Source organism: Gryllotalpicola protaetiae, from assembly GCF_003627055.1.
GTDB classification, from domain to species: domain Bacteria; phylum Actinomycetota; class Actinomycetes; order Actinomycetales; family Microbacteriaceae; genus Gryllotalpicola; species Gryllotalpicola protaetiae.
The window spans coordinates 2,837,549-2,861,326 of sequence record NZ_CP032624.1 but is presented as its reverse complement, the minus strand read 5'-3'; the positions used below and the strand labels follow the sequence as shown (position 1 = coordinate 2,861,326).

Annotated in this window: 22 protein-coding genes; 7 read left to right on the top strand and 15 right to left on the bottom strand. The window is 69.4% G+C overall.

Annotated features, from left to right (window positions below):
- Positions 1-71 precede the first annotated feature (71 nt).
- Positions 72-839, top strand: a complete 768-nt coding sequence (locus D7I44_RS13870) for a glycosyltransferase family 2 protein (protein ID WP_120790038.1) — start codon at positions 72-74, stop codon at positions 837-839.
- Here D7I44_RS13870 and D7I44_RS13865 read toward each other — a convergent pair.
- The 5 genes from D7I44_RS13865 to D7I44_RS13845 are packed head-to-tail and all read right to left on the bottom strand — an operon-like array spanning position 826 to position 6,944.
- The gene (locus D7I44_RS13865) at positions 826-1,734 is read right to left on the bottom strand and encodes an alpha/beta fold hydrolase (RefSeq protein WP_120790037.1); all 909 of its coding nucleotides are present in this window, start codon (positions 1,732-1,734) and stop codon (positions 826-828) included. The genes D7I44_RS13870 and D7I44_RS13865 overlap by 14 nt on opposite strands.
- Positions 1,731-2,627, bottom strand: coding sequence for an alpha/beta fold hydrolase (locus D7I44_RS13860; protein ID WP_120790036.1), 897 nt, complete (start codon positions 2,625-2,627; stop codon positions 1,731-1,733). Before D7I44_RS13860 ends, D7I44_RS13865 begins: the two co-directional genes overlap by 4 nt.
- Before the next feature lie 40 nt (positions 2,628-2,667).
- Positions 2,668-4,062: an aspartate ammonia-lyase gene (locus D7I44_RS13855; protein ID WP_120790035.1), complete on the bottom strand. Its 1,395-nt coding sequence runs from the start codon at positions 4,060-4,062 to the stop codon at positions 2,668-2,670.
- Between the two features lie 19 nt (positions 4,063-4,081).
- Positions 4,082-5,500, bottom strand: coding sequence for an aldehyde dehydrogenase family protein (locus tag D7I44_RS13850; RefSeq protein WP_245979683.1), 1,419 nt, complete (start codon positions 5,498-5,500; stop codon positions 4,082-4,084).
- A gap of 16 nt (positions 5,501-5,516) precedes the next feature.
- Complete coding sequence (locus D7I44_RS13845) at positions 5,517-6,944, bottom strand: serine hydrolase domain-containing protein (RefSeq protein ID WP_120790033.1); 1,428 nt, start codon at positions 6,942-6,944, stop codon at positions 5,517-5,519.
- Positions 6,945-7,053: 109 nt separating this feature from the next.
- Between D7I44_RS13845 and D7I44_RS13840 the strand changes: the two genes are divergently transcribed.
- Together D7I44_RS13840 and D7I44_RS13835 are read left to right on the top strand one after the other, a co-directional pair.
- A complete protein-coding gene (locus D7I44_RS13840; RefSeq protein ID WP_120790032.1) occupies positions 7,054-8,358 on the top strand; it encodes a uracil-xanthine permease family protein in 1,305 nt (434 codons plus the stop codon).
- A gap of 103 nt (positions 8,359-8,461) precedes the next feature.
- The gene (locus tag D7I44_RS13835) at positions 8,462-10,375 is read left to right on the top strand and encodes an APC family permease (RefSeq protein WP_245980336.1); all 1,914 of its coding nucleotides are present in this window, start codon (positions 8,462-8,464) and stop codon (positions 10,373-10,375) included.
- Here the strand turns inward: D7I44_RS13835 and D7I44_RS13830 are convergent.
- Entirely contained in the window at positions 10,344-11,360 is a 1,017-nt protein-coding gene (locus D7I44_RS13830) for an alpha/beta hydrolase (protein WP_245979680.1), read from the bottom strand. The two genes, D7I44_RS13835 and D7I44_RS13830, sit on opposite strands and share 32 nt — an antisense overlap.
- Positions 11,341-11,757, bottom strand: a complete 417-nt coding sequence (locus tag D7I44_RS13825; protein WP_120790031.1) for a hypothetical protein — start codon at positions 11,755-11,757, stop codon at positions 11,341-11,343. Before D7I44_RS13825 ends, D7I44_RS13830 begins: the two co-directional genes overlap by 20 nt.
- 162 nt (positions 11,758-11,919) lie before the next feature.
- Here D7I44_RS13825 and D7I44_RS13820 point away from each other — a divergent pair, with 162 nt between their 5' ends.
- Entirely contained in the window at positions 11,920-12,372 is a 453-nt protein-coding gene (locus tag D7I44_RS13820; protein ID WP_120790030.1) for an Hsp20/alpha crystallin family protein, read from the top strand.
- Between the two features lie 51 nt (positions 12,373-12,423).
- Here D7I44_RS13820 and D7I44_RS13815 read toward each other — a convergent pair whose 3' ends face one another.
- Positions 12,424-13,380: an NADP-dependent oxidoreductase gene (locus D7I44_RS13815; protein ID WP_120790029.1), complete on the bottom strand. Its 957-nt coding sequence runs from the start codon at positions 13,378-13,380 to the stop codon at positions 12,424-12,426.
- 24 nt (positions 13,381-13,404) lie between these two features.
- Between D7I44_RS13815 and D7I44_RS13810 the strand changes: the two genes are divergently transcribed.
- Entirely contained in the window at positions 13,405-15,543 is a 2,139-nt protein-coding gene (locus tag D7I44_RS13810) for a S9 family peptidase (protein ID WP_245979677.1), read from the top strand.
- 28 nt (positions 15,544-15,571) lie between these two features.
- Here D7I44_RS13810 and D7I44_RS13805 read toward each other — a convergent pair whose 3' ends face one another.
- Both D7I44_RS13805 and D7I44_RS13800 read right to left on the bottom strand, forming a co-directional pair.
- Positions 15,572-16,597 (bottom strand): 6-phosphofructokinase, encoded by a 1,026-nt coding sequence (locus tag D7I44_RS13805; RefSeq protein ID WP_120790027.1) that lies wholly within the window; start codon positions 16,595-16,597, stop codon positions 15,572-15,574.
- A gap of 48 nt (positions 16,598-16,645) precedes the next feature.
- Positions 16,646-17,293, bottom strand: a complete 648-nt coding sequence (locus tag D7I44_RS13800) for a CYTH domain-containing protein (RefSeq protein WP_245979674.1) — start codon at positions 17,291-17,293, stop codon at positions 16,646-16,648.
- A gap of 63 nt (positions 17,294-17,356) precedes the next feature.
- Here D7I44_RS13800 and D7I44_RS13795 point away from each other — a divergent pair, with 63 nt between their 5' ends.
- Positions 17,357-17,590 carry a hypothetical protein gene (locus tag D7I44_RS13795; protein ID WP_120790025.1) on the top strand — a complete coding sequence of 78 codons (234 nt, stop codon included), beginning with the start codon at positions 17,357-17,359 and terminating at the stop codon, positions 17,588-17,590.
- Here D7I44_RS13795 and D7I44_RS13790 read toward each other — a convergent pair whose 3' ends face one another.
- The 5 genes from D7I44_RS13790 to D7I44_RS13770 all read right to left on the bottom strand — a co-directional run bounded on the left by D7I44_RS13790 (position 17,591) and on the right by D7I44_RS13770 (position 22,346).
- The gene (locus tag D7I44_RS13790; protein ID WP_120790024.1) at positions 17,591-19,756 is read right to left on the bottom strand and encodes a DEAD/DEAH box helicase; all 2,166 of its coding nucleotides are present in this window, start codon (positions 19,754-19,756) and stop codon (positions 17,591-17,593) included. It abuts the gene before it with no gap.
- A gap of 165 nt (positions 19,757-19,921) precedes the next feature.
- Positions 19,922-20,257 (bottom strand): hypothetical protein, encoded by a 336-nt coding sequence (locus D7I44_RS13785; protein WP_120790023.1) that lies wholly within the window; start codon positions 20,255-20,257, stop codon positions 19,922-19,924.
- Positions 20,258-20,312: 55 nt separating this feature from the next.
- Positions 20,313-20,765 (bottom strand): RbsD/FucU family protein, encoded by a 453-nt coding sequence (locus tag D7I44_RS13780; RefSeq protein ID WP_120790022.1) that lies wholly within the window; start codon positions 20,763-20,765, stop codon positions 20,313-20,315.
- A 147-nt stretch (positions 20,766-20,912) separates the two neighbouring features.
- Complete coding sequence (locus D7I44_RS13775; RefSeq protein WP_162940286.1) at positions 20,913-21,431, bottom strand: GDSL-type esterase/lipase family protein; 519 nt, start codon at positions 21,429-21,431, stop codon at positions 20,913-20,915.
- A 66-nt stretch (positions 21,432-21,497) separates the two neighbouring features.
- Entirely contained in the window at positions 21,498-22,346 is an 849-nt protein-coding gene (locus D7I44_RS13770; RefSeq protein WP_120790020.1) for a LysR family transcriptional regulator, read from the bottom strand.
- A 105-nt stretch (positions 22,347-22,451) separates the two neighbouring features.
- Here D7I44_RS13770 and D7I44_RS13765 point away from each other — a divergent pair, with 105 nt between their 5' ends.
- Entirely contained in the window at positions 22,452-23,768 is a 1,317-nt protein-coding gene (locus tag D7I44_RS13765) for an MFS transporter (RefSeq protein ID WP_245980335.1), read from the top strand.
- Positions 23,769-23,778 lie beyond the last annotated feature (10 nt).

The window sequence follows — 23,778 nt, the reverse complement described above, 5'->3', positions numbered from 1 at the left end:
CTGCGGCCCTGGGGCGAGCAGCCCGCGCCGCGGAAGCGGCGGCGCTCGAAGGCGGGAGAGGAGACTGGCGCATGACCACCCTCTCCGTCGTGATACCCGCGCTCGACGACGCCGACATGCTGCGGCAGTCGCTCGCCGCCCTGGCGGCGCAGACACGGCCGGTCGACGAGATCATCGTGGTCGACAACGGCAGCACGGATGCCACGGCCGATGTCGCCCGTGCGGGCGGCGCGCGGGTGCTGTTCCAGCCGCAGCGCGGCATCATGTCGGCCTCGGCAACCGGCTACGACGCCGCGCACACCGACCTCATCGCACGCATCGACGCCGACTCGAGGCCGCCGGCCGACTGGGCGGAGCGCGTGGTCGCCGAGTTCGACGCGTCGCCGGCCATCGGCGTGCTGACCGGGCCCGGATCGTTCTACGGCCCGCACGCGTGGGCGAACTGGATCGGCGAGCACCTCTATATCCCCGCGTACTTCCACATCGTCGGCCCGTGGCTCGGCGGGCCGCCGATCTTCGGCTCGAACTTCATCATGCGGGCATCCGTGTGGAACGAGGTGCGCCAGCTGGTGCACCGAGACGACCCCCGCATCCACGACGACCTCGACATCACGCTCCACCTGCCGCTGGATGTCGTGGTGCGCTATGACGAGGCCCTGCGGGTCGGGGTCTCGGCCAGGCCGCTCGAGAGCTGGCACGGCATCGGACGCCGGCTCGCCTGGGCGTACCACACCTTCGCGGAGCACTGGCCCGAAGCATCCCCATGGGGTCGCCGCGCCCTGCGGCGCGATTTCGTGCGGCCCGTCGGCGCCGAACGCGCCGATGTCAGCGCGCGCTGAGCTTCTCGCTCGTGCGGTACAGCTGCACAAGGTCGAGCGCGAGCTGGTGCGGCGTGGTCTCACACGGACTGTGACCGGTCGCGTAGACCGCGACGGCCGCGCCGATGCGCTTCGCGAAGCGGCGATAGAGCTTCGCACGCCACAGGTCGTGTTCGCCCGCCACGACGAGCTTCGGCACGGCTGAGTCGCGCAGCGGCTGGTACAGGTTCGGGGTCGTCATCATGAGGCCGACGATGCCGTCCACACTCTCGCGCCGGGTGTGGTCGAGCCGCGCGTTCGCGAAGGCGAGCCGCTCGGGCGTCACCTTGCTGAAGTTCGTGCGGACGTTCCAGATCATCACGCCCCCGACGAAGTGCTTGCGGACGAGGAACGGCACGCGGGCGAGCCACCCGAGCGTGCGCACCCCGCGGAAGACCTGCCCGGTCAACGGGGGCGTCGCGAGCAGCGTCAGCGAGCGCACGAGCTCCGGCCGCTGCACGGTGACCAGCTGCGCGACGATGCCCGCGAACGAGAAGCCGAGCAGGTGCGCAGGCGTGCTGCCCGCCTCGAGGAAGGCGATCATGTCGTCGACGAAGAGCTCGTAGCTCCAGCCCTCGGCGCCCTCGGGGCCCGCGTCGGCCGATTCGTACTGGCCGGGCAGGTCGTAGCTCTGCACGAAATAGCCCTGCCCCGCGAGGATCGGCGCGAGCAGCGCGAAGTCCTCCTTCGAGCCGGTGATGCCGGGGACCATAACGACGCGCTCGCCCTCAGGGTCGCCGAGGTCCCACGCGGCGAGCGACCCGCTCGGGGCCGCGAAGCGGTAGGCCCTGGTGCCCTCCGGCGCCAGCGCCCAGTCGATCGGCGGAAGCACCTCGTCGAGCCCATAGGCGGCTTCCGCGGTCATGGGCAGGCTCATGCGGGCTGCTCCGCACGTCGAAAGGTCGTGATCATGTCCAGTGCGAGTTGGTTCGGAGTGGTCTCGCACGGGCTGTGCCCCGTGCGGTAGACGGCGAGTTCTGCGCCGATCATATCCGCGTACTCGGCGTGTGCCCGCACGGGCCACAGGTCGTGCTGGCCCGTCGCGACGAGCAACGGCACGCCAGCGGAGGCGACGGCCGCCGTGACATCCGGCGTGTCCATCATGAGCGCGATGATGTCGTCGACGCTCTCGCGCCGGGTGATGCCGAGGCGGGCGCGCACGAAGTCGAGCCGGCGCTCGTCGACGCCGTTCTTGTTGGTCTGGATGCCCCAGATCATCAGCCCGGCGCCCGCATGCGGCGACGCGAAGCGTGCGATCGGCCCGATGATCTTGATGCCGCGGAAGACGTTGCCGGTGAGCGGGGGCGTGGTGAGCAGGGTCAGGCTGCGGAACAGCTCCGGACGGCCGGCGAGGGCGAGCTGGGCGAGGATGCCCGCGAACGAGTAACCGAGCACGTGCGCGGGCTCGCCCGCCTCGAGAAACGTGATGAAGTCGGCCAGGTAGAGGTCGTAGTCCCAGTGGCCCGATACCCGCGACGGGCCGGCCGCGGCCGACTCGTACTGGCCGGCGAGGTCGTAGGACTCGACGAAGTACCCCGCCTCGACGAGCGGCGGGGCGAGCAGCACGAAGTCCTCTTTCGAGCCGGTCGCGCCGGGCACCAGCACCACGCGTGGGTTCGCGGGGTCGCCGATCGACCACGCCGCGAGGCTGCCGCTGGGCGCGTCGAACCGGAACGCCGTCGAGCCGGGGTCAGGCGCCGACCAGTCGATCGGGTGCAGCCGCGCATCGAGCTCGGCCGCCTGGGCCCGCGTGTCGACCGCCGTCTCCATACGGTCCATTGTGCTCTTCCCCGCGCGTTTCCCCGTGCGTTCAGTCGCCGGCCGGCGCACCGGAGAGTCGCTCGGGCGACAGCTCGATGGCCACCTGCTCGCGCGTCATCAGACCCGACTCGACCACGAGGTCGGCGATGCTGCGGCCCGTCAGCAGCGCGGTCTTCGCGAGCGCGGCTGAGGCCTGATAGCCGATGAACGGCGTCAGGGCCGTCACGACGCTGACGCTAGAGCCGACCATGCCGGCCAGCCGCTGCTCGTTCGCCGTGATGCCCTCCACACAGTTCACCCGCAGGGTGAGGAATGCCTGCCGCATCCAGGTGATCGACTGCAGCAGGGAGTGCGCGATCACCGGCTCGAAGGCGTTCAGCTGCAGCTGGCCGGCCTCGACCGCCATGGTCACCGTCACGTCGGCGCCGGCGACCGAGAACGCGACCTGGTTGACCGCCTCGGGGATGACGGGGTTCACCTTCCCCGGCATGATGCTCGAGCCCGCCTGCTTCGGCGGCAGGCTGATCTCGCCGAACCCCGCCTGTGGGCCTGAGGACAGCAGCCGCAGGTCGTTGCAGATCTTCGACAGCTTCACGGCCGCCCGCTTGAGCGCCGACGAGAACGTCATGAACACGCCGGTGTCGCTCGTCGCCTCGATGAGATCGCCCGCCGTGACCAGGTCGAGGCCGGTGATCTCGGAGAGGTGCCTGCGCACTCCGGCCGCGTAGCGCGGGTCGGCGTTGATGCCCGTGCCGATCGCGGTCGCACCGAGGTTGATCTCCGACAGGAGCGGCAGCGTGTCGGTGATGCGGTCGACGTCCTCGGACATCGTGGTGGCCCAGCCGTGGAACTCCTGCCCGAGCGTCAGCGGCACCGCGTCCTGCAGCTGGGTGCGGCCGATCTTGAGGATGTGCGCGAACTCGACCCCCTTCGCGGCGAACGCGTCGCGAAGCATCCGCATCTCACCGAGCATGCTTGAAAGGGAATACATCATCGCGATCTTGATGGCGGTGGGGTAGACGTCGTTGGTCGACTGGCTGCGGTTGACGTCGTCGAGCGGGCTGAGGAAGCCGTACTCGCCCTTCTCGTGGCCGCCGAGCTCCAGCGCGCGGTTCGCGATCACCTCGTTGGCGTTCATGTTGGTCGACGTGCCCGCCCCGCCCTGGATCACGCCGACGACGAACTGGTCATGCAGGCGCCCGCCGATCACCTCGGCGCAGGCGGCGTCGATGAGAGCCGCCTTGTCCGGTGAGAGCACGCCGAGCTCGACGTTCGCCCGCGCGGCGGCCTGCTTCACGGAGGCGAGAGCGACGACGAGCTCGGGATACACCGAGATCTGCCGCTTGCTGATCGGGAAGTTGTCGATGGCGCGGGCCGTGTGGATGCCCCAATATGCCTCGTCGGGAATCTGACGTTCGCCTAATGAATCCGTCTCCGTGCGCACGACACCCGCCCCTCCGGGCTCAGCTGATCCTGCCGAGCACCTTGCGAATGAGATTCTCGCGCGCCGGAGTGTACGGGGGCGCGATCAGCTGGATCGTGTCGGGCTTGAGCGGCTTGCTCAGCACCGCCTTCTCGTGGCTGAACGTCACGAGCGACCGGCGCCCGTGGTATGCGCCCGCGCCGCTCGCGCCGACGCCGCCGAACGGCAGCCCGTGCACGCCGATGTGGCCGAGCGGAATGCCGAAGCCGAGCGCCCCTGACGAGGTCTCGGTGAGGAAGCGGCGCCGGGTGCGCGCGTCGTCGCTGAACACGTACAGCGCAAGCGGCTTCTCGCCCGCGGTGATGTAGCGGATCGCGTCGTCCAGCCCGTCGACGGTCACGAACGGCAGGATCGGCCCGAAGATCTCCTGCTGCATGACGGGCGCGTCACGGGGCACCTCGGCGAGCACTGTCGGCGCGAGGTAGCGCTCACCGGCATCCCTCTCACCGCCGGTGACCAGCCGTCCCGCGCCCAGCAGGCCGGCCAGCCGCTCGAACTGGCGGTCGTTGATGATGCGGCCGTAGTCGCCGCTCTTCTTGGGATCCGCACCGAAGTATCGCTCGATCCACTTGGCGATCAGGGGTCCGAGCTTCGCCTGCACGGTGCTCGTCGCGAGCACGTAGTCGGGCGCGATGCACGTCTGGCCGGCGTTCAGGAACCGGCCCCACACGATGCGCGCGGCAGCCGCGTCGAGGTCGACCGAGTCGTCGACGTACGTCGGCGACTTGCCGCCCAGCTCGAGCGTGACGGGCGTGAGGTTCTTCGCGGCGGCCTCGAGCACGATGCGGCCGACCGTGCCGTTGCCGGTGTAGAAGATGTGGTCGAGCTTCTGCGCCAGCAGCTCCGTGGTCTCCGGCACCCCGCCCTCGATGACCGCGACCGCTGCGGGATCGAGGTACCGCGGCACCAGTTCCGCGAGCACGCGCGAGGTGGCCGGCGACAGCTCGCTCGGCTTCAGCACGACGGCGTTGCCCGCGGCGAACGCGCCGATCGCCGGGGCGAGGGTGAGCTGCACCGGGTAGTTCCACGGCGCGATGATCGCGACGACGCCGAGCGGCTCGAGCACGGTCTTGGCCGTCGCGGGCAGCAGCGCGGCCGGCGCGGCGACGCGGGCCGGCCGCAGCCAGCCGCGCAGGTGCTTCTGCACCGAGCCGAGCTCGGCGAGCGTGAAGCCGATCTCGGCGTACTGCGCCTCGGCCGGCGCCTTGTGCAGGTCGTCCCAGAGCGCCTTCTCGAGCGCCGGGCCGTTCTCGCGCAGCAGGGCGCCGAGCGCCTTGAGCTGCGCGAGGCGCCAGGTGAGCGGCTTGGTGCGGCCGGATTCATACGCGTCGCGCAGGCGCGCGACGGTGTCAGAGGCGGATGCCTGGCCCAAGGTCTCCCCCATCGCTGCAGTGCTCATGCGCGTCAGCCTAGTCTTACTGACCGACCGTCAATAGCGTGTCCAGGTGCGAGGGCAGCCCGAGGTCCGGGTGGAACCGCGTCGTGAGCTGCGGGCCCTCCGGTCCGTCGGGGATCAGGCGCCACAGCCACCGGAACGGCGTGCCGACGAACTGCAGGTGCAGTTCGAGCGCGCCGTTCAGCCAGCCCGCGCGGGCCGCCACCGGAACGTCGCGCAGCGACTCGAGCGGGCTCGACGGGAACGTTCCGTAGACCCACTCGGTGCGGCCCGCGATGAGCTGGGCCGAGCCGCCGCCCTGACTCACGCCCGGCCCGGAGAGCTCCAGCGTCACAGCGTCGTCCGCGAACGTCACCGCGAGGCCGTCGACCCCGATCGGAGTGCCGGGAAGGCCGAACCGCGTGCCGTCGAGAGAGTCTTCGGCCGCGGCATCAGCCGCCTCGAGTCGCGGCTCCGGAACCCGGCGTCCGCTCAGCGCGAACAGCTCGCCGTCGACGTCGCCGAGAACCTCATGACCCGCCTCCACCCCCGGCAGCAGCTCGCGCCAGATGAGCTCGAGGATGCGATTCGCGTCGGGCGACCCGGAGGTGGTCGCGACGACGAGGTCGAGCTCGGGGATCACGACGGCGAACTGGCCGCACATGCCGTCGGCGCGGAATCCGTGGCTGGAGCGCCAGAGCTGGAATCCGTAGCCGATCTCGGACTCGTGGCTGCCGAACCAGGGGTTGCGGACCTGGTGCGCGCTCGCCTGATCGATCCACTCGGCCGGCACGAGCTGCCTGCCCTCCCATTCGCCGCGCTGCAGCAGCAGCTGGCCGAACTGGGCGAGCTGCCTCGTCGTCAGTTTGAGCCCCGTGCCGCCGTGCTCGAGACCGCGCCGGTCGCGCTCCCAGTGGGGCGTCGGCCAGCCGAGGGGGCCGAACAGCCGCTCGTCGAGGAACTCGGTGAGACTCTGACCGGAGCGGCGCACCACGGCCGCCGCGAGCACGTAGGTGCTCGCCGTGCTGTAGACGAAGTGCGTGCCGGGCGGGTACTCGGCCGGCGACTCGAAGAACAGCTCGACGCCGTCTCGCTCGGGCAGCGACTGCAGAACGTCCCAGAGATCGCTGTCGTGCCCCGTCGTCATCGTGAGCAGGTGGCGCACCGTCTGCCCCGGGATCTCGCGGAACTCGGGGAAGATCGCATGCGTCGGCTCGTCGAGCGCAAGAAGTCCCTCGCTGATCGCGAGGCCCACCGCCATCGACGTGAACGCCTTGCTGACCGAGAACATCATGTGCGGCTCATCCGGCTGATACGGGTGCCACCAGCCCTCGGTCGCGACCCGCCCGTGCCGGGCGATCACCAGGCCGTGCACACCGAGCCCCTTCTTGTCGACCGCGTCGGCGAACGCCGTGATCGCGGCCTCATCGATGCCAAGGGATGCCGGGCTCGAGTGCTCCATTGCCATGTGATCGACAGTAGCGCCGGGCGAGGACCGGCGCTCGGACGGCACTGCGCGCCGGGCGAGGACCGGCGCGCAGATGGCATTACCCGCGCCGGCCCACCATTATTGGCCCATGTCAGCGCGCACAGCCATCTGGACCCTGCACGGCGATGGGAAGACCATCGCACCCACCGCGATCGTCGGGCCGGGTGAGCGGCTCAGCTGGCCGCGCACGATCGGCATCGGGGCTCAGCACGTCGTCGCGATGTTCGGCGCGACGTTCCTCGTCCCCCTGATCACCGGATTCCCACCGGCGACGACGCTGCTGTTCTCCGGCATCGGCACGCTGCTGTTCCTGTTCATCACCCGCAACCGGCTGCCCAGCTACCTCGGCTCCTCATTCGCGTTCCTCGCTCCGATCGCGGCGGCCATGGGCCCGAAGTACGAGAAGGTCGACCATCTGCCGGCGGCGCTGTTCGGCATCGTCGCCGTCGGCGTGCTGCTCGCACTCGTCGGCCTGCTCGTGATCGTCACGGGCACGGCCTGGATCGACGCGCTCATGCCGCCGGTGGTCGCCGGCGCGATCGTGGCGCTGATCGGGTTCAACCTCGCACCCACCGCCGGCTCGAACTTCGGGCAGGCGCCGCTCACCGCCGGCATCACCCTCGCGGCGATCGTGCTGATCGCGGTGATCTTCCGCGGGCTCATCGGGCGGCTGTCGATCTTCCTCGGCGTCGTCGTCGGCTGGATCGCGGCGGCGCTGCAGGGTCAGGTCGACTTCTCTGCCGTGGGCAAGGCGGCGTGGTTCGGGCTGCCGCAGTTCCATCTGCCTGCGAATCCGTTCAGCGACGCGCTTCCCACCTGGGGCCTCCTGCCCGCGTTCCTGCCGATCGTGCTCGCCCTGATCGCCGAGAACGTCGGGCACATCCGTGGCGTCGCGGCGATGTCCGGGCATCCCGAGCTCAACAGGCAGACCGGTCGCGCGCTGTTCGCCGACGGCCTGTCGACGGTGATCGCCGGCATGTTCGGCGGCTCGGGAACGACGACCTACGGCGAGAACATCGGCACCATGGCAGCGACGCGCGTGTACTCGACGGCTGCGTACTGGGTGGCCGGCGCCATCGCGATCATCCTCGGCCTGTGCCCCAAGGTCGGCGCGGTGATCTACTCGATCCCCGCTGGCGTGCTCGGCGGGGCCACGGTCGCGCTCTACGGCCTCATCGGCGTCATCGGCATCAAGATCTGGATCGACAACAAGGTCGATTTCTCGCGCCCACGCAACCAGTTCACCGCTGCGATCGCACTGGTGATCGGCATCGCGAACATCTCACTCACCTTCGGGCAGGTGCAGATCGCCGGCATCGCGCTCGGCGCGATCGCCGCCGTCGTGGTCTACCACGTGATGACCTGGATCGGGACGCGGCGCGGAACTGCGTGATCGGAATGAGGATCACCGACGCCACGGCCCCTCCCGTACGATCGAGCGCGTGACGAACGACACGGCCGCACGCCCCACGCTGCGGGAGTGGTTCCTGACCGGGATGACGGACATCCGCGGCACTCAGGTCGGGCCGCACGCGGCCGAGTCCGAGAAGCCGGCGTCATGGTGGCGCGTCATGTGCCTCACCGGCCTCGACTACTTCTCGACCCTCGGCTACCAGCCGGCGATCGCCGCTCTCGCGGCCGGCCTGATCGCGCCGTTCGCCACCATCGTGCTGGTGCTGCTGACGCTCTGCTGCGCGCTGCCGGTCTACCGCAGGGTCGCCCGCGAGAGCTTCAAAGGCTCCGGCTCGATCGCGATGCTCGAGCGCACGCTGCCGTACTGGTGGGGCAAGCTGCTCGTTCTCGCGCTGCTCGGCTTCGCGGCGACCGACTTCATGATCACCATGACGCTGTCCGCCGCGGACGCCACGGCGCACGCGATCGAGAACCCGCTCACCCCGAGCTGGATGTCGGGCGCCGGCTGGCAGATCGGCATCACGCTGTTCCTGCTCGCCATCCTCTCCGCGGTCTTCCTGCGCGGATTCCGCGAGGCGATCGGCATCGCAGTCGTGCTCGTCGCCGCCTATCTGCTGCTGAACGCCGTCGTCGTGATCGTCGCGTTCCTGCACATCGCCGACCACCCCGTGGTCGTCGACGACTGGTGGTCGGCGATGTTCCGGCAGAACGGCAACTGGGCCCAGATCATCGGGATCTCGCTGCTCGTCTTCCCGAAGCTCGCCCTCGGCATGTCGGGCTTCGAGACGGGCGTCGCCGTCATGCCGCAGATCAAGGGCGGCCCGCAGGACACCCCGACGCTCCCGATGGGCCGCATTCGCGGCACCAAGCGCCTGCTCGGCACCGCGGCCGCGATCATGAGCGTGTTCCTCATCACCTCGAGCATCACGACGACCCTGCTGATCCCGCAGAAGGAGTTCCAAGCCGGCGGGCAGGCGAACGGGCGCGCGCTCGCGTTCCTCGCGCACGAATACCTCGGCCCCGCCTTCGGCTCGGTGTACGACGTCTCCACGATCGCCATCCTGTGGTTCGCCGGCGCCTCGGCGATGGCGGGCCTGCTCAACCTCGTGCCGCGCTACCTGCCGCGCTACGGCATGGCCCCGCAGTGGGCGAGCGCGGTGCGGCCGCTCGTCGTCGTGTTCGGGCTCATCGCGTTCCTGATCACGATCGTCTTCCGCGCGAGCGTCGACGCGCAGGGCGGCGCCTACGCCACCGGCGTGCTGGTGCTCATGAGCTCGGCCGCGCTCGCCGTCACGATCTCTGCATACCGGCACCGCCAGCACAAGCGCATCTGGGCGTTCGGCTTCGTCACGGTCGCGTTCCTCTATTCCACCGTGGTCAACGTCATCGAGCGGCCCGACGGCGTGCGCATCGCCGCCCTGTTCATCCTCGCGATCCTCGTGATCTCACTCGTCTCGCGCGCGAAGCGCTCCTTCGAGCTGCGCGCGTCGTCGGTGAGCTTCGACCCGGTCGCGGACGCGTGGCTGCAGGAGGACGCGGACGACGAATCCGGCGTCATCCGCATCGTGGCGCACGAGCCGGGCCCGGACACCAAGGACGAGTACAGCGACAAGAGCAAGTCGGAGCGCTACTTCAGCCACATCCCGCAGGGCGCCCGCCTGATGTTCATAGAGGTCATGCCCAAGCCGCGCACCAAAGAGGACTCGTCCGATTTCGTCGAGACGCTGCTCGTTCGCGGCGTCGAGAAGCACGGCTACCGCGTGCTGCAGCTCGAGAGCATCTCGGTCCCGAACGCGATCGCGGCGGTGCTGCTCGAGATCCGCGACCAGACCGGCATCGTGCCGAGCGTGTACTTCCAGTGGAACGAGGGGAACCCGATCTCCAACATGGCCCGCTTCCTGCTCGACGGCACCGGCGAGATCGCGCCGGTGACGCGCGAGGTGCTGCGCGAGGCGGAGAAGAACCCTAAGCGTCGGCCGATCGTACACGTGAGCTGACCTGGGCGATGAAGTCCTGCAGGCGCTCGTAGACCTCGGCCGACTCCGGGTGCGCGGTGTCCTGCTGCCAGGTGTGCTCGGTGTTGCGCGAGTCCCAGCCGTAGCTGACGAATTCGACGGGGATGCCTGCGGCCTCGGCCTTCTTCGCGAAGTTGACGTTCGCGTGATAGAAGATGTCGCGCTCGCTCGTGGTGACGAGCACGGGCGGGAAGTTCTCGTCGACCCATTCGATGGGGCTGAGCCAGCGGGACGCCCGCTGCAGCGACGCCGGCTTCATGCGATGGCGTCGATAGCCCGGCAGAAGCATCCGCACGAAATCGTGACTCATGATGAAGCCGGGCTCGAACACGACCGAGAAGTCGACGGCGCCGCAGTGCAGCACGAGGCCGCCGAGCTCGCCGCGGGTGACCGCCGGGCGCAGGCGGAAGTGGTTCGCGAGCTCAGGCCGGGTCGTCGTCGCGGCGAGCAGCGCCGCGATCTGCGCGCCGGCGGAGTCGCCGCCGAGGACGATCGCGCTCGCGTCGCCGCCGTGCTCGCCGACGTGCGCGACCACCCAACGCAGCGCCTCGTTGGCGTCGTTCAGCATGTGGCGCATGCCGAAGCCGCCGCCGCGCAGACCGGCCCGGCGATAGTTCACGTTGACGACGACGATGCCCGTGTCGGCCTGCACCGCGCAGTACTTGGTGAGCGCCGACTTGTCGCCGCTCGTCCAGCCGCCGCCGTGGAAGTAGACGTAGACGGGAAGCCTGTCCTCTTCTTCAACAGGGCGTGAACCGCCGGTGTCGCGGCGCGGCGTGAGCACGTCGAGACGGTGGCCGGGGTGGTGGTCGCCGACATAGTCGACGTCGAGCAGGTAGTCCACGGTGCGCACCGGTTCCTGGTTCAGCCGACGGGACTGCAGGGGCGCGAAGGGCAGCATCATCGCCGTCCACAGCCAGGGGCCGACGGGGAACGGCGCCGAGCGGCTACCGGAGCGCCGTGACATCGATCAACGCCAGAAGGGCGAGTGCATAGGCGGATTCCGGGTCGGATGCGTCGAATTCGCGCGGCTCGCCGGCCCTCTCGGTCGTCACGCGCCAACCGCCGCCCGGAAGGGCGGCGAGGCTGCGGAACGTGCCGCCGAGCAGTTCGCGCAGCTGGTCTTCGCGCGGCAGCCACAGCGACTGCTCGAGCGAGACCGAGTCCAGGGCCCACTCGGTCGTCCCGTTGAATCCGAGGATCGTGCCCGTGTCGAACTCGTGCGCCTCGACCGTCATATCGGACACGGTGAAGGTCTCGTCTGAGGCGAATTCCGGGCCGTCGATTCGGAAGAAATCGCCCGGAGCGGGATGCCATTCCAACCCGGCGTCCCGCAGCTGCCGGGCGAGTGAACTCGCGATCACACGCTCATTATGGCCCCACGAAACCGGTGATCGTCCGGGTGCGCCCTTGGCAACGGCCGGGAGCGGAATGGATCTGGCACTCTCGGCGTTCGAGTGCTAATGTGACTTCAAGTTGAGTCGATGTGACTCAAGTTAGGGACCACAGAGAAGGAGCTGATTCATATGGCCATGAACTTCGACCCGTTCCGCGAGTTCGACCGCCTCGCGGGCTCGTTCGTCGACCGCCCCGCGGGCCCGCGGCTGATGCCGATGGACCTCTACAAGGACGGCGAGACGTACGTGCTCTCGGCCGACCTGCCCGGCATCGACCCCGGCTCGGTCGACATCGACATCGACGGGCAGCTGCTGACCATCCGCGCGCAGCGCACCCTTGCGACCGGCGACGGCGTCAAGTGGCTCACCCGCGAGCGCCAGGGCGGCACGTTCCTGCGCCAGCTGAGCCTGGGCCAGGGCGTCGACACCGAGCGCATCGCCGCCGATTACTCGAACGGCGTGCTGTCGATCACGATCCCGATGAGCGAGAAGGCCAAGCCGCGCAAGATCGCCGTGGCTTCGCGGCCCGAGACCGTGCACCCGGCCGTCGAGGACTCGCACAGCGAGGCCGCAGAGGCATAAGCACCGCATGCAGAAAGGCCCCGGCTCGCCGGGGCCTTTCTGCATGCGGTGTCAGCGGGTGACGACGACGATCTTGCCGCGCACGTGGCCCGCCTCGAGGCGGGCGTACGCCTCGGCGACGCGCTCGATCGGGTAGACGGCCTCGATCGGCACCGTGATCGAGCCGTCTGCGACGAGTCGCACGATCTCGGCGAACTGCTCCATCGTCGCCTGCGGGTTGCCGACGCCCTGGGCGCCGCGGTGCCCGCGCGCGGCGATCGTGTTGATGCGCTCGATCGGCACGCCGAGGGCGAGCGCCGCGTCGACCGAGTCGGGGCCGTGGCAGTCGAGCGCGGCGGTGAAGCCATCGGGCGCGGCATCCGTCAGCCGCTCGATCAGGCCGTCGCCGTAGGCGACGGGCGTGACGCCGAGATCACGCAGGAACTCGTGGTTCGCCTCGCTCGCGGTGCCGAACACGGTCGCGCCGCGCAGCCGCGCGAGCTGGGCCGCGATGACGCCCACTCCCCCGGCGGCCGCGCTCACGAGCACCGTGTCGCCCGGGCCGACGCCGACGCGGTCGACGGCCGCGATCGCCGTGCGCGCCGTCACCACGAGCGCACCGGCCGTGTCGTAGTCGAGCGCGGCGGGCTTCTCGATGAGGACGCCGTCGCGCTCGGCATCCGCCCCATCAGCCTGGATGATGACGAAATCACCCAGCGCATGGTGCCGCCGCCCGCCGAGCACCGCATCGCCCAGGGTGAAGCGGGTGACTCCGGGGCCGAGCTCGTCGACGTCGCCCGCGAAGTCGAAGCCGACGCCGGTTCCGCGACCGTCGCCACGCGGGTCGGCGATGCCGTAGTGCGCCGCATGCCCGGGCGAGTTCATGACCTTGAAGTCGACCGGGTTGAGGCCGTTCGCCCGGACCTGCACCCGTACCTCGCCGGGACCCGGATGCGGCGGCTCCTCATGGACGACGCCCAGCACCTCGGCCGTCGGGCCGAACCGGTGAAATCTCGCGAAGCGGGCCATGCTCGCAACGCTAACGTGGACAGGGTGACCGGCATCGCCCCCAGCCCCAAGAAGATCCCCACAGAGCGCACCTTCCACGGCGACACGGTCGTCGACGAGTACGAGTGGCTGCGCACGAAGGACGATCCCGAGGTGATCGCACACCTCACCGCCGAGAACGCCTACGCGGAGGCCCGCAACGCGCACCTCGCACCCCTGCGTGAGGCGATCTTCGAAGAGATCAGGTCGCGTACCCTCGAGACCGACCTGAGCGTGCCCGTGCGCGAGGGCGCTTGGTGGTACTATTCGCGCTCGTTCGAGGGGAAGCAGTACGGCGTGCAGTGCCGCGCGCCGATCGCCGGGCCCGACGACTGGGCGCCGCCGCGGCCCGCCGAGGTCGACGCCGCGACGCCGGCGCTGCCCGGCGAGCAGGTGCTGTTCGACTCGAACGTCGAGGCCGCCGGGCACGACTTCTTCTCGCTCGGGTCGTTCGACGTGTCGGCCGACGGGCGCCTGCTGGCCTACGCCGTCGACGTCGAGGGTGACGAGCGGTACACGCTGCGCGTGCGCGACCTCGAGACCGGAGCCGATCTCGACGACGAGGTGCCCGGCACCGCGGCCGGGGCGTTCTTCGCGCCCGGCGGCGGCTTCGTCTTCTACACGACCGTCGACGACGCCTGGCGGCCGGACACCGTCTGGAGGCACGAGGTCGGCACCGTCGCCTCTGCCGACGTGCAGGTGTTCCACGAGCCCGACGAGCGCTACTGGGTGGGTGCGGGGCTCACACGCAGCCGCCGCTTCATCGAGGTGGGCGCATCGTCATCGGTCACGAGCGAGTCATGGCTGATCGATGCGGATGCCCCGACTGACGCGCCCCGCGTCGTCTGGCCGCGGCGCGAGGGCGTCGAGTACTCGGTCGACCACGCGGTCGTCGCAGGCGAAGACAGGCTGCTGATCCTGCACAACGACGGGGCCCTCGATTTCGAACTGGTGGACGTGCCGGCATCCGACCCCGCCGCCGCGCCGCGCGTGCTGATCGCGCACGACCCGGCCGTGCGGCTCGACGACATCGACGCGTTCGCCGAGCGTGTGGTCGTCGAGTACCGGCGCGAGGGGCTGACGCGACTCGGGCTGCTGCCGCTCACGGACGCCGGGTACGGCGAGCTGGTCGAGGTGCCGTTCGATGAGCCGCTCTACACCGTGCACGCCTCGGGCAACCCGGAGTGGGAGCAGCCCACGATCCGACTCGGCTACGGGTCGCTCGTGACGCCGTCGACCGTCTACGACCTCGTGCCGGCGACCGGGGAGCTGAGGCTGCTCAAGCAGCAGCCCGTGCTCGGCGGCTACGACCCGTCGCACTATGAGCAGCGCCGCGAGTGGGCGGTCGCGTCCGACGGTACGCGCGTTCCGATCTCGCTCGTGTACCGGCGCGAGCTCGTGTCGTTCGGCGCCGATGGCGCGCCTGCCGCACCGGCGCCGCTGGAGCTGTACGGATACGGCTCGTACGAGCACAGCATCGACCCGTCGTTCTCGATCGCCCGGCTGTCGCTGCTCGACCGCGGCGTCGTGTTCGCGATCGCGCACGTGCGCGGCGGCGGCGAGCTCGGTCGCTCGTGGTACGAAGACGGCAAGAAGCTTGCGAAGCGGAACACCTTCACCGACTTCGTCGCGAGCGCGCGCCACCTGGTCGAGACTGGCTGGGCCTCGCCCGCGCGTCTCGTCGCGGAGGGCGGGAGCGCCGGCGGCCTGCTCATGGGTGCGGTCGCGAACCTGGCCCCCGAGCTGTTCAGCGGTGTCCTTGCCGAGGTGCCGTTCGTCGATGCGTTGACCTCGATCCTCGACCCGTCGCTGCCGCTCACGGTGATCGAGTGGGACGAGTGGGGCGACCCGCTGCACGACGCGTCCGTCTACGAGTACATGCGCTCCTACACGCCGTACGAGAACGTGAGGCCGGATGCTGCATACCCGCCGATCCTGGCCGTGACCAGCCTCAACGACACGCGCGTGCTGTACGTCGAGCCGGCCAAGTGGGTGGCTCGGCTGCGCGCGGTCGGCGCCGACGCGCTGCTCAAGATCGAGATGGTCGCTGGCCACGGCGGCGTCTCGGGTCGCTACAACGCGTGGCGCGAGCGCGCGTGGGAGCTCGCCTGGCTCCTCGACCGGCTCGGCCTCGCGGCACACTAGAGCCCGTCGCCGCGAAGGGCACACAGATCTAGCCGAAGAGCAGAGCCGCCTCGTCCCAGCGGTAGCGCGGCACCGAGTTGAGGCTGCGCGTGGCCTCGGTGATGCTCACATCGACCACGTCCGTGCCGCGCAATGCCACCATGGTGCCCCACTTGCCGTCGTGCACCGCGTCGACCGCCGCCATGCCGAACCGGGTCGCCAGCACGCGGTCGAAGGCGCTCGGCGCGCCACCACGCTGGATGTGGCCGATGACGGTAGCACGCGATTCGATGCCCGTGCGCTCCTCGATCATCGGCGCGATGATGTCGGCGATACCGCCCAGCAGCGGGCGCCCGAACGGGTCGAGGCCCTTGTGCGAGTGCGCTCCGTCCATCGTCGGCAGGTGGAAGCCCTCGCTGACCACGATCACCGGTGCGCGACCGCGGTCGCGCACCGACTCGACCCACTCGCAGATCTGCTCGATCGTCGCCGTGACCTCGGGGATCAGAATCGCGTGCGCCCCGGCTGCCATGCCCGAGTGCAGCGCGATCCAGCCCACGTAGCGGCCCATCACCTCGACCACCATGCAGCGCGCGTGCGACTCGGCGGTCGTGCGCAGGCGGTCGATCGCCTCGGTCGCGATGCCCACGGCCGTGTCGAATCCGAAGGTGTAGTCGGTGGCCTGCAGGTCGTTGTCGATGGTCTTCGGAACGCCGACGATCTTCAGCCCGTCGGCCGACAGACGGCGCGCCGCGCTCAGTGTGCCCTCGCCGCCGATCGCGATGATCGCGTCGATGCCGTTCCTGTCGAGCACCTTCTGGATGTTCTCCGGGCCGCCGCCCGCCTCATACGGGTTCGTGCGGCTCGAGCCGAGGATCGTGCCGCCCTCTTTCGAGAGACCCCGGACGCGGTGCCGCGGAAGCTCCATGAGGTCGCCCTCGACGACGCCCTTCCAGCCCCACCTGAAACCTACGAAGTCGTGGCCATAGACACGATCGCCCTTGAGGACGGCGCCCCTGATGACGGCGTTGAGTCCGGGGCAGTCCCCACCGGAGGTCAGAATTCCGATTCGCATGGCAACTCCTTCTGGGGCGAGACTATCGGCTCGCCCACTACCGGTGGATCACACTCCGAGCGCGCGTGCAAGCTTCGAGCCGGCCGACGGCGGTTGCGCCCCTGAGGCGACGAGTCGTTCCTCGATCGCGTCGAGCAGGGCTGCGCGATCGGATGCCTCGCCCACGCTGCCTCCAGGCAGCAGCTCGACCTCCCATTCCTGCCAGCGACGCTCCGTGCCGCTGGTTGCTCCCTCGCGCAGGTCCGTCGCGACGACGTGATCGTCGGCGAGCTCGGCGACGGGCTCGCCCGCGGCGTCGCGCAGCACGGTCGCGACGCGGTGATTGCGGATCCGCGCGACGGGAACCAGTGGAACGTCGCCGACGAGCCCAACCAGCTCCGCGCGCACGTCGTCGGGCACGCCCTCATCGTCGCCGAGCTCGAACTGCTGCTCGCGTCGACCCTCGTCGAGCGGAGGCCACTTGATGTGCCACCCCGCGTCGTGGCCGCCGAGGCGCCGGCGCACGGCGATGCGGAGGCTCGAGAGCCTCATCTCGGCGGTGTCGTAGTACGTGGCGTCGAGATCGAAGGCATCCGCCTCGTCGGCTGAGGCCACACGCCCCGCTCCGATCAGCGACGGCACCCGTGCTGCCGCGTCGACGTCGTACTTCCGCTCGATCTCGACCTCGCCACCGCCCATGTGAACAGTTTGGTCCATGGTCGGAAAGGAACCCGAATCGGGTATTGGCCCGCAGCGAGGCCCCGGCGTAGCCTGCATGCCATGAGCGACAGCCGACCCACCGAATTCGACGACGACGACGTCGATCTCGAGGATGAGGCCCCCGAGGACGTCGAGGACTACGAGCCCGAGACCGAGAGCTACGACGAGGACGATCTCGACCTCGACGACGACTTCGAGTCGGACGATGAGGCGTTCCCCGACGAGGAGCGCCCCACCGGCTACGACGACGAGCTCGACGAAGACGACGAGGAATTCGACGACTTCGACGAATGACTACGAGAGCGCGTCCCGAAGCAGCCCGATGAGCGCGTCGAGCTGAACGGATGCCTCAGAGCCCGGCTCGACGTCGATGCCGTCGAGCGCGCGCAGCGAGAGGCCCTGCTTCGCGTCGATGAGTTCGGCGATCTTCGAGTCGATGGTCTGCGCCGCGATGATGCGCCATGCGGTGACCGGCTCCTCCTGCCCGATGCGGTGCACGCGGTCGATGGCCTGCGTCTGCTCGGCTGACGTCCACGACAGCTCGGCGAGCACGACGTTCGACGACACCTGGAGGTTGATGCCGACGCCGGCCGCGGTCAGCGAGCAGACGACGACAGAGACCTCCGGGTCGTTCTGGAACGCGTCGATCGCCTTCTGCCGCTCGATCGCGTTCTGATCGCCGCGGATCGACACCGACTTCAGCTCGCGCGCCGCGAACAGCGCCTCCGCCTGGTCCATGACGTCGATGTGCTTGGCGAAGAACACGACCTTGCCCGTAGAGCGGGCGAGCTGTGCAGCGTAGTCGGCCGCGAGGCCGGCCTTCGCCTGGCCGATGCGCCTGACCATCGTGAACACGTTCTCGCCGGTCTTGGCGTTCTTCGACTCCTCGAGCTCGGCGTGCGCGACCATCCTGATGAGGTGCTCGCGCCTGGCATCCGAATCGCCCTCGAGGCTCTCGCCTACACCGGCCGCGAGCGCGCGCTGATAGCGCGCCACGAGGCGGGCCGCGAGCTCGCGCTCTGCCGCCTTGATCGACCGGCCCAGCTCGTCGTCGAGCTCGACGGGAAGGTCGACGACGCGCCGAGAGGGCAGATCGGCTGCGACGTCGATCTTGCGGCGACGCACGATGCCGAGGTCGATGACGGTCTCCCGCGCCTCCGGATAGAACTCGTGGTCGGCCGGGGTGAGCCCGGTCTCCTCGAGGCGGTTCATGAGCTCGCGGGTCGGCTTGGCCCCGTCGATCCAGCCGAGGAACTGCCAGATCGCGCGGAAGTCGTCGATGTCGTTGATCAGCGGCGTACCGGTAAGGGCGATGAGCAGCGGATGCCCGCCGGGCGCCGTCTTGCGGATCGTGTCGGCGAGCGCCAGCACGTACTGCGAGCGCTGCGAGTGGAGGTTCTTGATGAAGTGCGCCTCGTCGACGACCATGCCCTTGAAGCCCATCTGGGCGATCCAGGAGAGGTGGCGATCGAGCACCTCGTAGTTCACGATCACGATGTCGGCGAACGCGTCGAGGCCGGCGCCGTCGCCGTGGATCACGGTGGCCCGGCGCTGCGGCGTCCACCGCTCGACCTCGCGCTGCCAGTTCATCTTGACGACGTTGGGCACGACGACGAGCAACGGGTAGGCGTCGGCGACGGATGCCGCGAGCAGCGACTGCGCCGTCTTGCCGAGACCCGGCTCGTCGGCGAGCAGGAAGCTGCGGTGGCCGAGGCGCGCGGACTCGACGAACTGGGCCTGGTGATGCATGAGCTCCATGCCGTGGGGCGCGTAGCGGTCGATCTTCGGGGCGGGCGGCAGCTCCATGCTGGCGATCTGGCCGCCTGCGCCCTGCTCGAAGGACTTGAACAGCGGCCCGAGCAGCTCCCATGAATCGAGGCGCCGGCGCGGAGCGGGCGCCGCTTGATCGGCGTACCGGCTGAAGTCGGGGGCGAGGAACGGGTTCGAGAGCTGACGCGCCTTCACCGACTGCGGCACGACCTGCTTCTCGGCGAGCTCGGCCGAGAGCACGGGCTTGTTGTCGATGACCTTCGGCTCGTCAACGGTGATGATGAGGTCATCGGGGCTGAGCGCCGTGCCCGATTCGAGCAGCCAGTCGCGGCGCATCGTCTGCGCGGCGGCCGACGGCGCGGCATCCGTCTCGAGCAGCTGGATCAGGCTCGTGTCGCGCGCCGCGGTCTTCGCGAGGATCTGCGCGATGCCGTCGAGCCGCTTCAGCTGCTCGGCACGCTGCGCCTCGGTGAGTTCCGGGTCGGACTTGGCGCGGGCGCGCTCTTCACGCATGAGCAGTGCGATGACCTGGAACTTCGTGCGGTTGGTGGGCCCGAGCTTCTTGCCGCCCTGGGCTTTCGCCTCGACCTCGCGAACGCGACGGGCGAGGACGGGGATGAGGCCGTCGTTGTTCTGATGACGGCGCCCGGAGCGTCGCTGCTGTGCGACGCGCTCTCCGGTCTGGGACATGTGCCTCCACGAACGATATGTGGGTCCGCCCGGGAAGCCCCCGGGTGCGGACCGGCTGTGTCTTTTACGAACACAGCGCACGGATGCCGGGGCCGTGGCACGAACGAGCAGCGAAAGCCTCTCGGGCCGCGGCGGAACGGGAATCCGGCGCGGTATCAGTCTACCTCAGGAGTTCGGAGTGACCTTGATCAGCACGCCGGCGGCGATGAAGGTCGCCGCCGCTGCGATGCTGAGGCCCTGGAACGCGATGGCCGGAAAGGGCAGCGGGAAGACCGGATTCCATACGACGACGATCGCTGCGAGGCCGACGACGAACCACCACTGCTTGGCCTGGATCGCGAACCAGCCGGTGATCGCGGCGAGGATCGCGGTCGGGTACTCGATCCAGGTGTAGTTCGGCGAGCCGACGAGCGCGAGACCGGCCATCACCACGATCGCACCGAGGAAGCCTGGGGCAAGCGCGAGGCGGGCGGGCTGGGGCGCGTTCGTGGGGCGTGGCATGGCGGGGGAAGCCTATCGGGCGCTGCCTCTCACCCCGCTGAACGGGCCCCTGTGCTCAGCCGAGCAGCGCGGGCTCGCCCTTGCGCAGCAGGAACGCGGCGGGGTCGCCGCCGCAGCTCGAGTGCACGGTGAACTCCGACTGGCGCGCGAGCAGAGCGAAGTCGTCCTCGTCGAGCCGGGACATCGGCACGCGGCGCAGCTCGGCGTCCGCCGCGATGCCGCACACCGCGAAGACGACGTCGGGAAGCTCGTCGGCCGTGTCCGCCTTGTCGAGGTACACGATGGGCGCCCCGGTGCGATCGAGCGGAAGCACGCTGAGGATCGCCGCGACCGCGGCCTCCGTCGAGACCTCGCTCAACTCGATGACGGTGTGGTCGGGTCCACTGACCGGCGTAGCGATCGACCCCGCGGTGAGCGTGAGCCACTGGCCGGGCCGCATGCCGTCGAGAACGGTGAGCAGGGTGCCCGAAAGGATCGGGTCGAGGTTCTTGAGCACGAAACGCCTCATCTCAGCAGTCGTAAAAACTGACTCTCCCTCAACCCGAGATCGACGATAACCGCAGAGACACATGGAGCAGAACACCCCAACCGGGGGGCCATCACGGCGTGTCGCGCGGACCGCACGGCATCCGCCCTCACACGAAGTGGTAGCGGACTACGCCTCGAGCGCAGGGCGCAGGGCCTCGAACCACGCGGCGTAGCCCGCGTCGGTGAGATGCAGGCCGTCGGTCGTGAACTCGCCCTTGAGACCGCCGTTCTCGTCCGCGAGAGCAGGCCACAGGTCGACATAGCGGCACGAGACGGTGGGCACGAAGCTCTCGAGGTGCTCGTTCACGCTGCGGACGATGTGCGCGTATTCCGGCTGGCGCGGCGGGATGCTCTGCATCACGATGTTCGCGGCCGGCAGCTTCTCGCGCAGCACGCCGAGGATCTCCTCGATGTTCTGCGCGACCTCTTCTGGCGGAAGGCGCCACGCGAAGTCGTTGGTGCCGATCTCGACGACGACGACGGACGGCGCTGCCGCGACCACCTCGTCGAGCCGATCGAGCAGATCGTGCGTCGTGTTCCCCTCGACGCCGAAGTTGATGACGTGCTGGTCAGGCAGCAGCGCCTGCCAATCGCCGTGCTCGGTCAGACTGTCGCCGACGAACGCGGTCACGGTCGCTTCGGTCATGTTCATGGCCTCCTTGAGTACATAAGTTAGCGAACTACTCGGCCCGCCTGGGGCCGTTGCGCCACGTCAGTGCACGAGAGTGCGCCCCATGATCGCCGAGCTGAGCGCGTCTACGGGGTCCGCGGCCGAATGCGGGTTGGCGATCAGCGTGAAATCCACATCGCCGATCTCGGGGAGCCCGAGCCGGTTGCTGACCTTGACGAGGTCGCCCGGGATCAGCGTGCGCGGGAACACCGCGACGCCGAGCCCGGCGCGAACGGCGGAGAGCACGCCGTTCACCTCGCGGGTGTTGCAGGTGATGCGCCAGGTGCGGCCCGCGCTCTCGAGCGCGTCGATCGCCATCTGCCTGCTCATCGACGGGTCCTGGTACGACACGAGCGGCACCGGCTCGTCAGGCCCGAGCTGGATGCCGTCGAGCGCCATCCACACCATCTGGTCGGTGCTGACGCGGGTCCCCTCGTCGCTGCCCGGGGTCTGCTTGATGAAGATCAGATCGAGCTGACCCGAGCCGAGCCGCCGATGCAGAGCGCCCGACTGGCCGACCGTGAGCTCGAGGTTGAGCTGGGGATGCAGCGCGCGGAAGTCCCTGAGGATGCGCGGCAGCTGCGTCATCGTGAAGTCGTCGGCAGCGCCGAACCGCAGTCGGCCGCGCATCGCCTTGCCACTGAAGTAGCTCTCGGCCGATGCGTGCGCCGCGAGGATGCTGCGCGCGAACCCGGCCATCGCGTCGCCGTTGTCGGTGAGGCGCACCTGGCGGGTGTCTCGGTCGATGAGGATGCGCCCGGCTTGCGTCTCGAGCCGCCGCACGTGCTGGCTCACCGTGGGCTGGCTGAGCTGCAGCCGCTGCCCGGCCCGGGTGAAGCTGCCGGTCTCTGCGACGGCCAGGAAGGTGCGCAGCAGGACGGGGTCGAACATCGCGTTCCTCGACTCTCACTATTGCGTTTCCCAATGGGAGTTATTGCCTTCATTCTACGGATCTATCGAATCGATGCGACTAGCGTTGATCGCGCCGTGACTGCAATGCCTGCGAATCCCCCGACCGAGCCGATGCCGGTACTGGCCGCCAGGCCACGCTGGCGCGACATGTTCGCCTCGCTGAAAGTGCCGAACTACCGGCTCTACGCGACCGGCCAGATCGTCTCGACGACCGCCCAGGGCATGCAGCGCATCGCTCAGGACTGGATCGTGCTGCAGCTCTCCGGCAACGTGGCCGACGTCGGCATCACCGTCGCACTGCAGTTCGCGCCCATGCTCGTCTTCGGCCTCTATGGCGGCGTCATCGCCGACCGGTACCCGAAGCGCCGCATCCTGCAGGTCACGCAGACGCTCTCCGCGCTGCTCGCCGGCACGATGGCCGTGCTCATCTTCACCGGCAGCCTGCAGGTTTGGATGATCTGGTGCGTCGCCCTCATCGGCGGGTTCGGCACCCTCGTCGACAACCCGGCCAGGCAGTCGTTCGTCTCCGAGGTGGTCGGCCCGTCGCTGCTGCGCAACGCCCTCAGCCTGAACTCGTCGACGTTCCAGCTCGGCGCGCTGATCGGGCCGGCGATCGGCGGCATCCTGCTGTCGGCGATCGGCGGCGGGTGGTCGTTCGGCGTCAACGCGCTCGCGTGCCTCGGCACGGTGTTCGCGCTGAGCCGCATGGACCCGTCGAAGCTGCGGCCCGCCCCGAAGGCGCCACGCCGCAAGGGCCAGTTGCGCGAGGGGCTCGAATACGCCGCCCGAAAGGACGAGATCCTCTTCACGCTGATCGTCCTCAGCTCGGTGGCGCTGTTCGTGTACACCCTGCCCGTGCTGCTGACGGCGTTCGCCGATCATGTCTACGACGTCGGCTCCTCCGGCTACGGCATCTTCAACGCCCTCGTCGCCCTCGGCGCGCTGAGCGGCGCGCTGCTCTCGAACCTCCGCGCCACCGTCACCCTGCGCACCGTCGTCGTCGGCGCCATGGTGCTCGGCGTCGTGCAGTCGCTCGCCGGCCTCGCGCCGCAGATCGCGATCTTCGGCGTGCTGCTCGTCGGCGCGGGCATGTCGCAGCTGCTGTACTTCATCGCCTCGAACTCGCTCGTCCAGATGTCGACCAACATCGCGATCAGGGGCCGCGTCATGGGCGTGTTCGTGCTGATCCAGCTCGGCGGCCAGTCGATCGGCGGGCCCCTGATGGGATGGATCGTCGACAGCTTCGGCCCGCACGTCGGCATGACCGTCTCCGGCGTCATGCCGCTTCTGACGGCGAGCGTCGCCGGCCTCGTGCTTCTCAAGCGGCGCGGACAGTCCGTGAGAACCGCGTTCGGCGCGCGGCTGTGGCGGCGCAGCGGGTCACCACGCGCCGGACGCTGAGCGAGCTGCG

Excerpts from the sequence above, each read along its gene's own strand:
- D7I44_RS13820 (WP_120790030.1), top strand. The coding sequence starts at position 11,920 with ATGGCCATGAACTTCGACCCGTTCCGCGAGTTCGACCGCCTCGCGGGC.
- D7I44_RS13785 (WP_120790023.1), bottom strand. The coding sequence starts at position 20,257 with ATGCCACGCCCCACGAACGCGCCCCAGCCCGCCCGCCTCGCGCTTGCC.
- D7I44_RS13765 (WP_245980335.1), top strand. The coding sequence starts at position 22,452 with ATGCCTGCGAATCCCCCGACCGAGCCGATGCCGGTACTGGCCGCCAGG.
- D7I44_RS13835 (WP_245980336.1), top strand. The coding sequence starts at position 8,462 with ATGACGGACATCCGCGGCACTCAGGTCGGGCCGCACGCGGCCGAGTCC.
- D7I44_RS13775 (WP_162940286.1), bottom strand. The coding sequence starts at position 21,431 with ATGACCGAAGCGACCGTGACCGCGTTCGTCGGCGACAGTCTGACCGAG.
- D7I44_RS13780 (WP_120790022.1), bottom strand. The coding sequence starts at position 20,765 with ATGAGGCGTTTCGTGCTCAAGAACCTCGACCCGATCCTTTCGGGCACC.
- D7I44_RS13850 (WP_245979683.1), bottom strand. The coding sequence starts at position 5,500 with ATGAGCACTGCAGCGATGGGGGAGACCTTGGGCCAGGCATCCGCCTCT.
- D7I44_RS13845 (WP_120790033.1), bottom strand. The coding sequence starts at position 6,944 with ATGGCAATGGAGCACTCGAGCCCGGCATCCCTTGGCATCGATGAGGCC.
- D7I44_RS13790 (WP_120790024.1), bottom strand. The coding sequence starts at position 19,756 with ATGTCCCAGACCGGAGAGCGCGTCGCACAGCAGCGACGCTCCGGGCGC.
- D7I44_RS13870 (WP_120790038.1), top strand. The coding sequence starts at position 72 with ATGACCACCCTCTCCGTCGTGATACCCGCGCTCGACGACGCCGACATG.
- D7I44_RS13860 (WP_120790036.1), bottom strand. The coding sequence starts at position 2,627 with ATGGAGACGGCGGTCGACACGCGGGCCCAGGCGGCCGAGCTCGATGCG.
- D7I44_RS13865 (WP_120790037.1), bottom strand. The coding sequence starts at position 1,734 with ATGAGCCTGCCCATGACCGCGGAAGCCGCCTATGGGCTCGACGAGGTG.
- D7I44_RS13795 (WP_120790025.1), top strand. The coding sequence starts at position 17,357 with ATGAGCGACAGCCGACCCACCGAATTCGACGACGACGACGTCGATCTC.
- D7I44_RS13830 (WP_245979680.1), bottom strand. The coding sequence starts at position 11,360 with ATGTCACGGCGCTCCGGTAGCCGCTCGGCGCCGTTCCCCGTCGGCCCC.
- D7I44_RS13840 (WP_120790032.1), top strand. The coding sequence starts at position 7,054 with ATGTCAGCGCGCACAGCCATCTGGACCCTGCACGGCGATGGGAAGACC.
- D7I44_RS13815 (WP_120790029.1), bottom strand. The coding sequence starts at position 13,380 with ATGGCCCGCTTCGCGAGATTTCACCGGTTCGGCCCGACGGCCGAGGTG.
- D7I44_RS13805 (WP_120790027.1), bottom strand. The coding sequence starts at position 16,597 with ATGCGAATCGGAATTCTGACCTCCGGTGGGGACTGCCCCGGACTCAAC.
- D7I44_RS13800 (WP_245979674.1), bottom strand. The coding sequence starts at position 17,293 with ATGGACCAAACTGTTCACATGGGCGGTGGCGAGGTCGAGATCGAGCGG.
- D7I44_RS13770 (WP_120790020.1), bottom strand. The coding sequence starts at position 22,346 with ATGTTCGACCCCGTCCTGCTGCGCACCTTCCTGGCCGTCGCAGAGACC.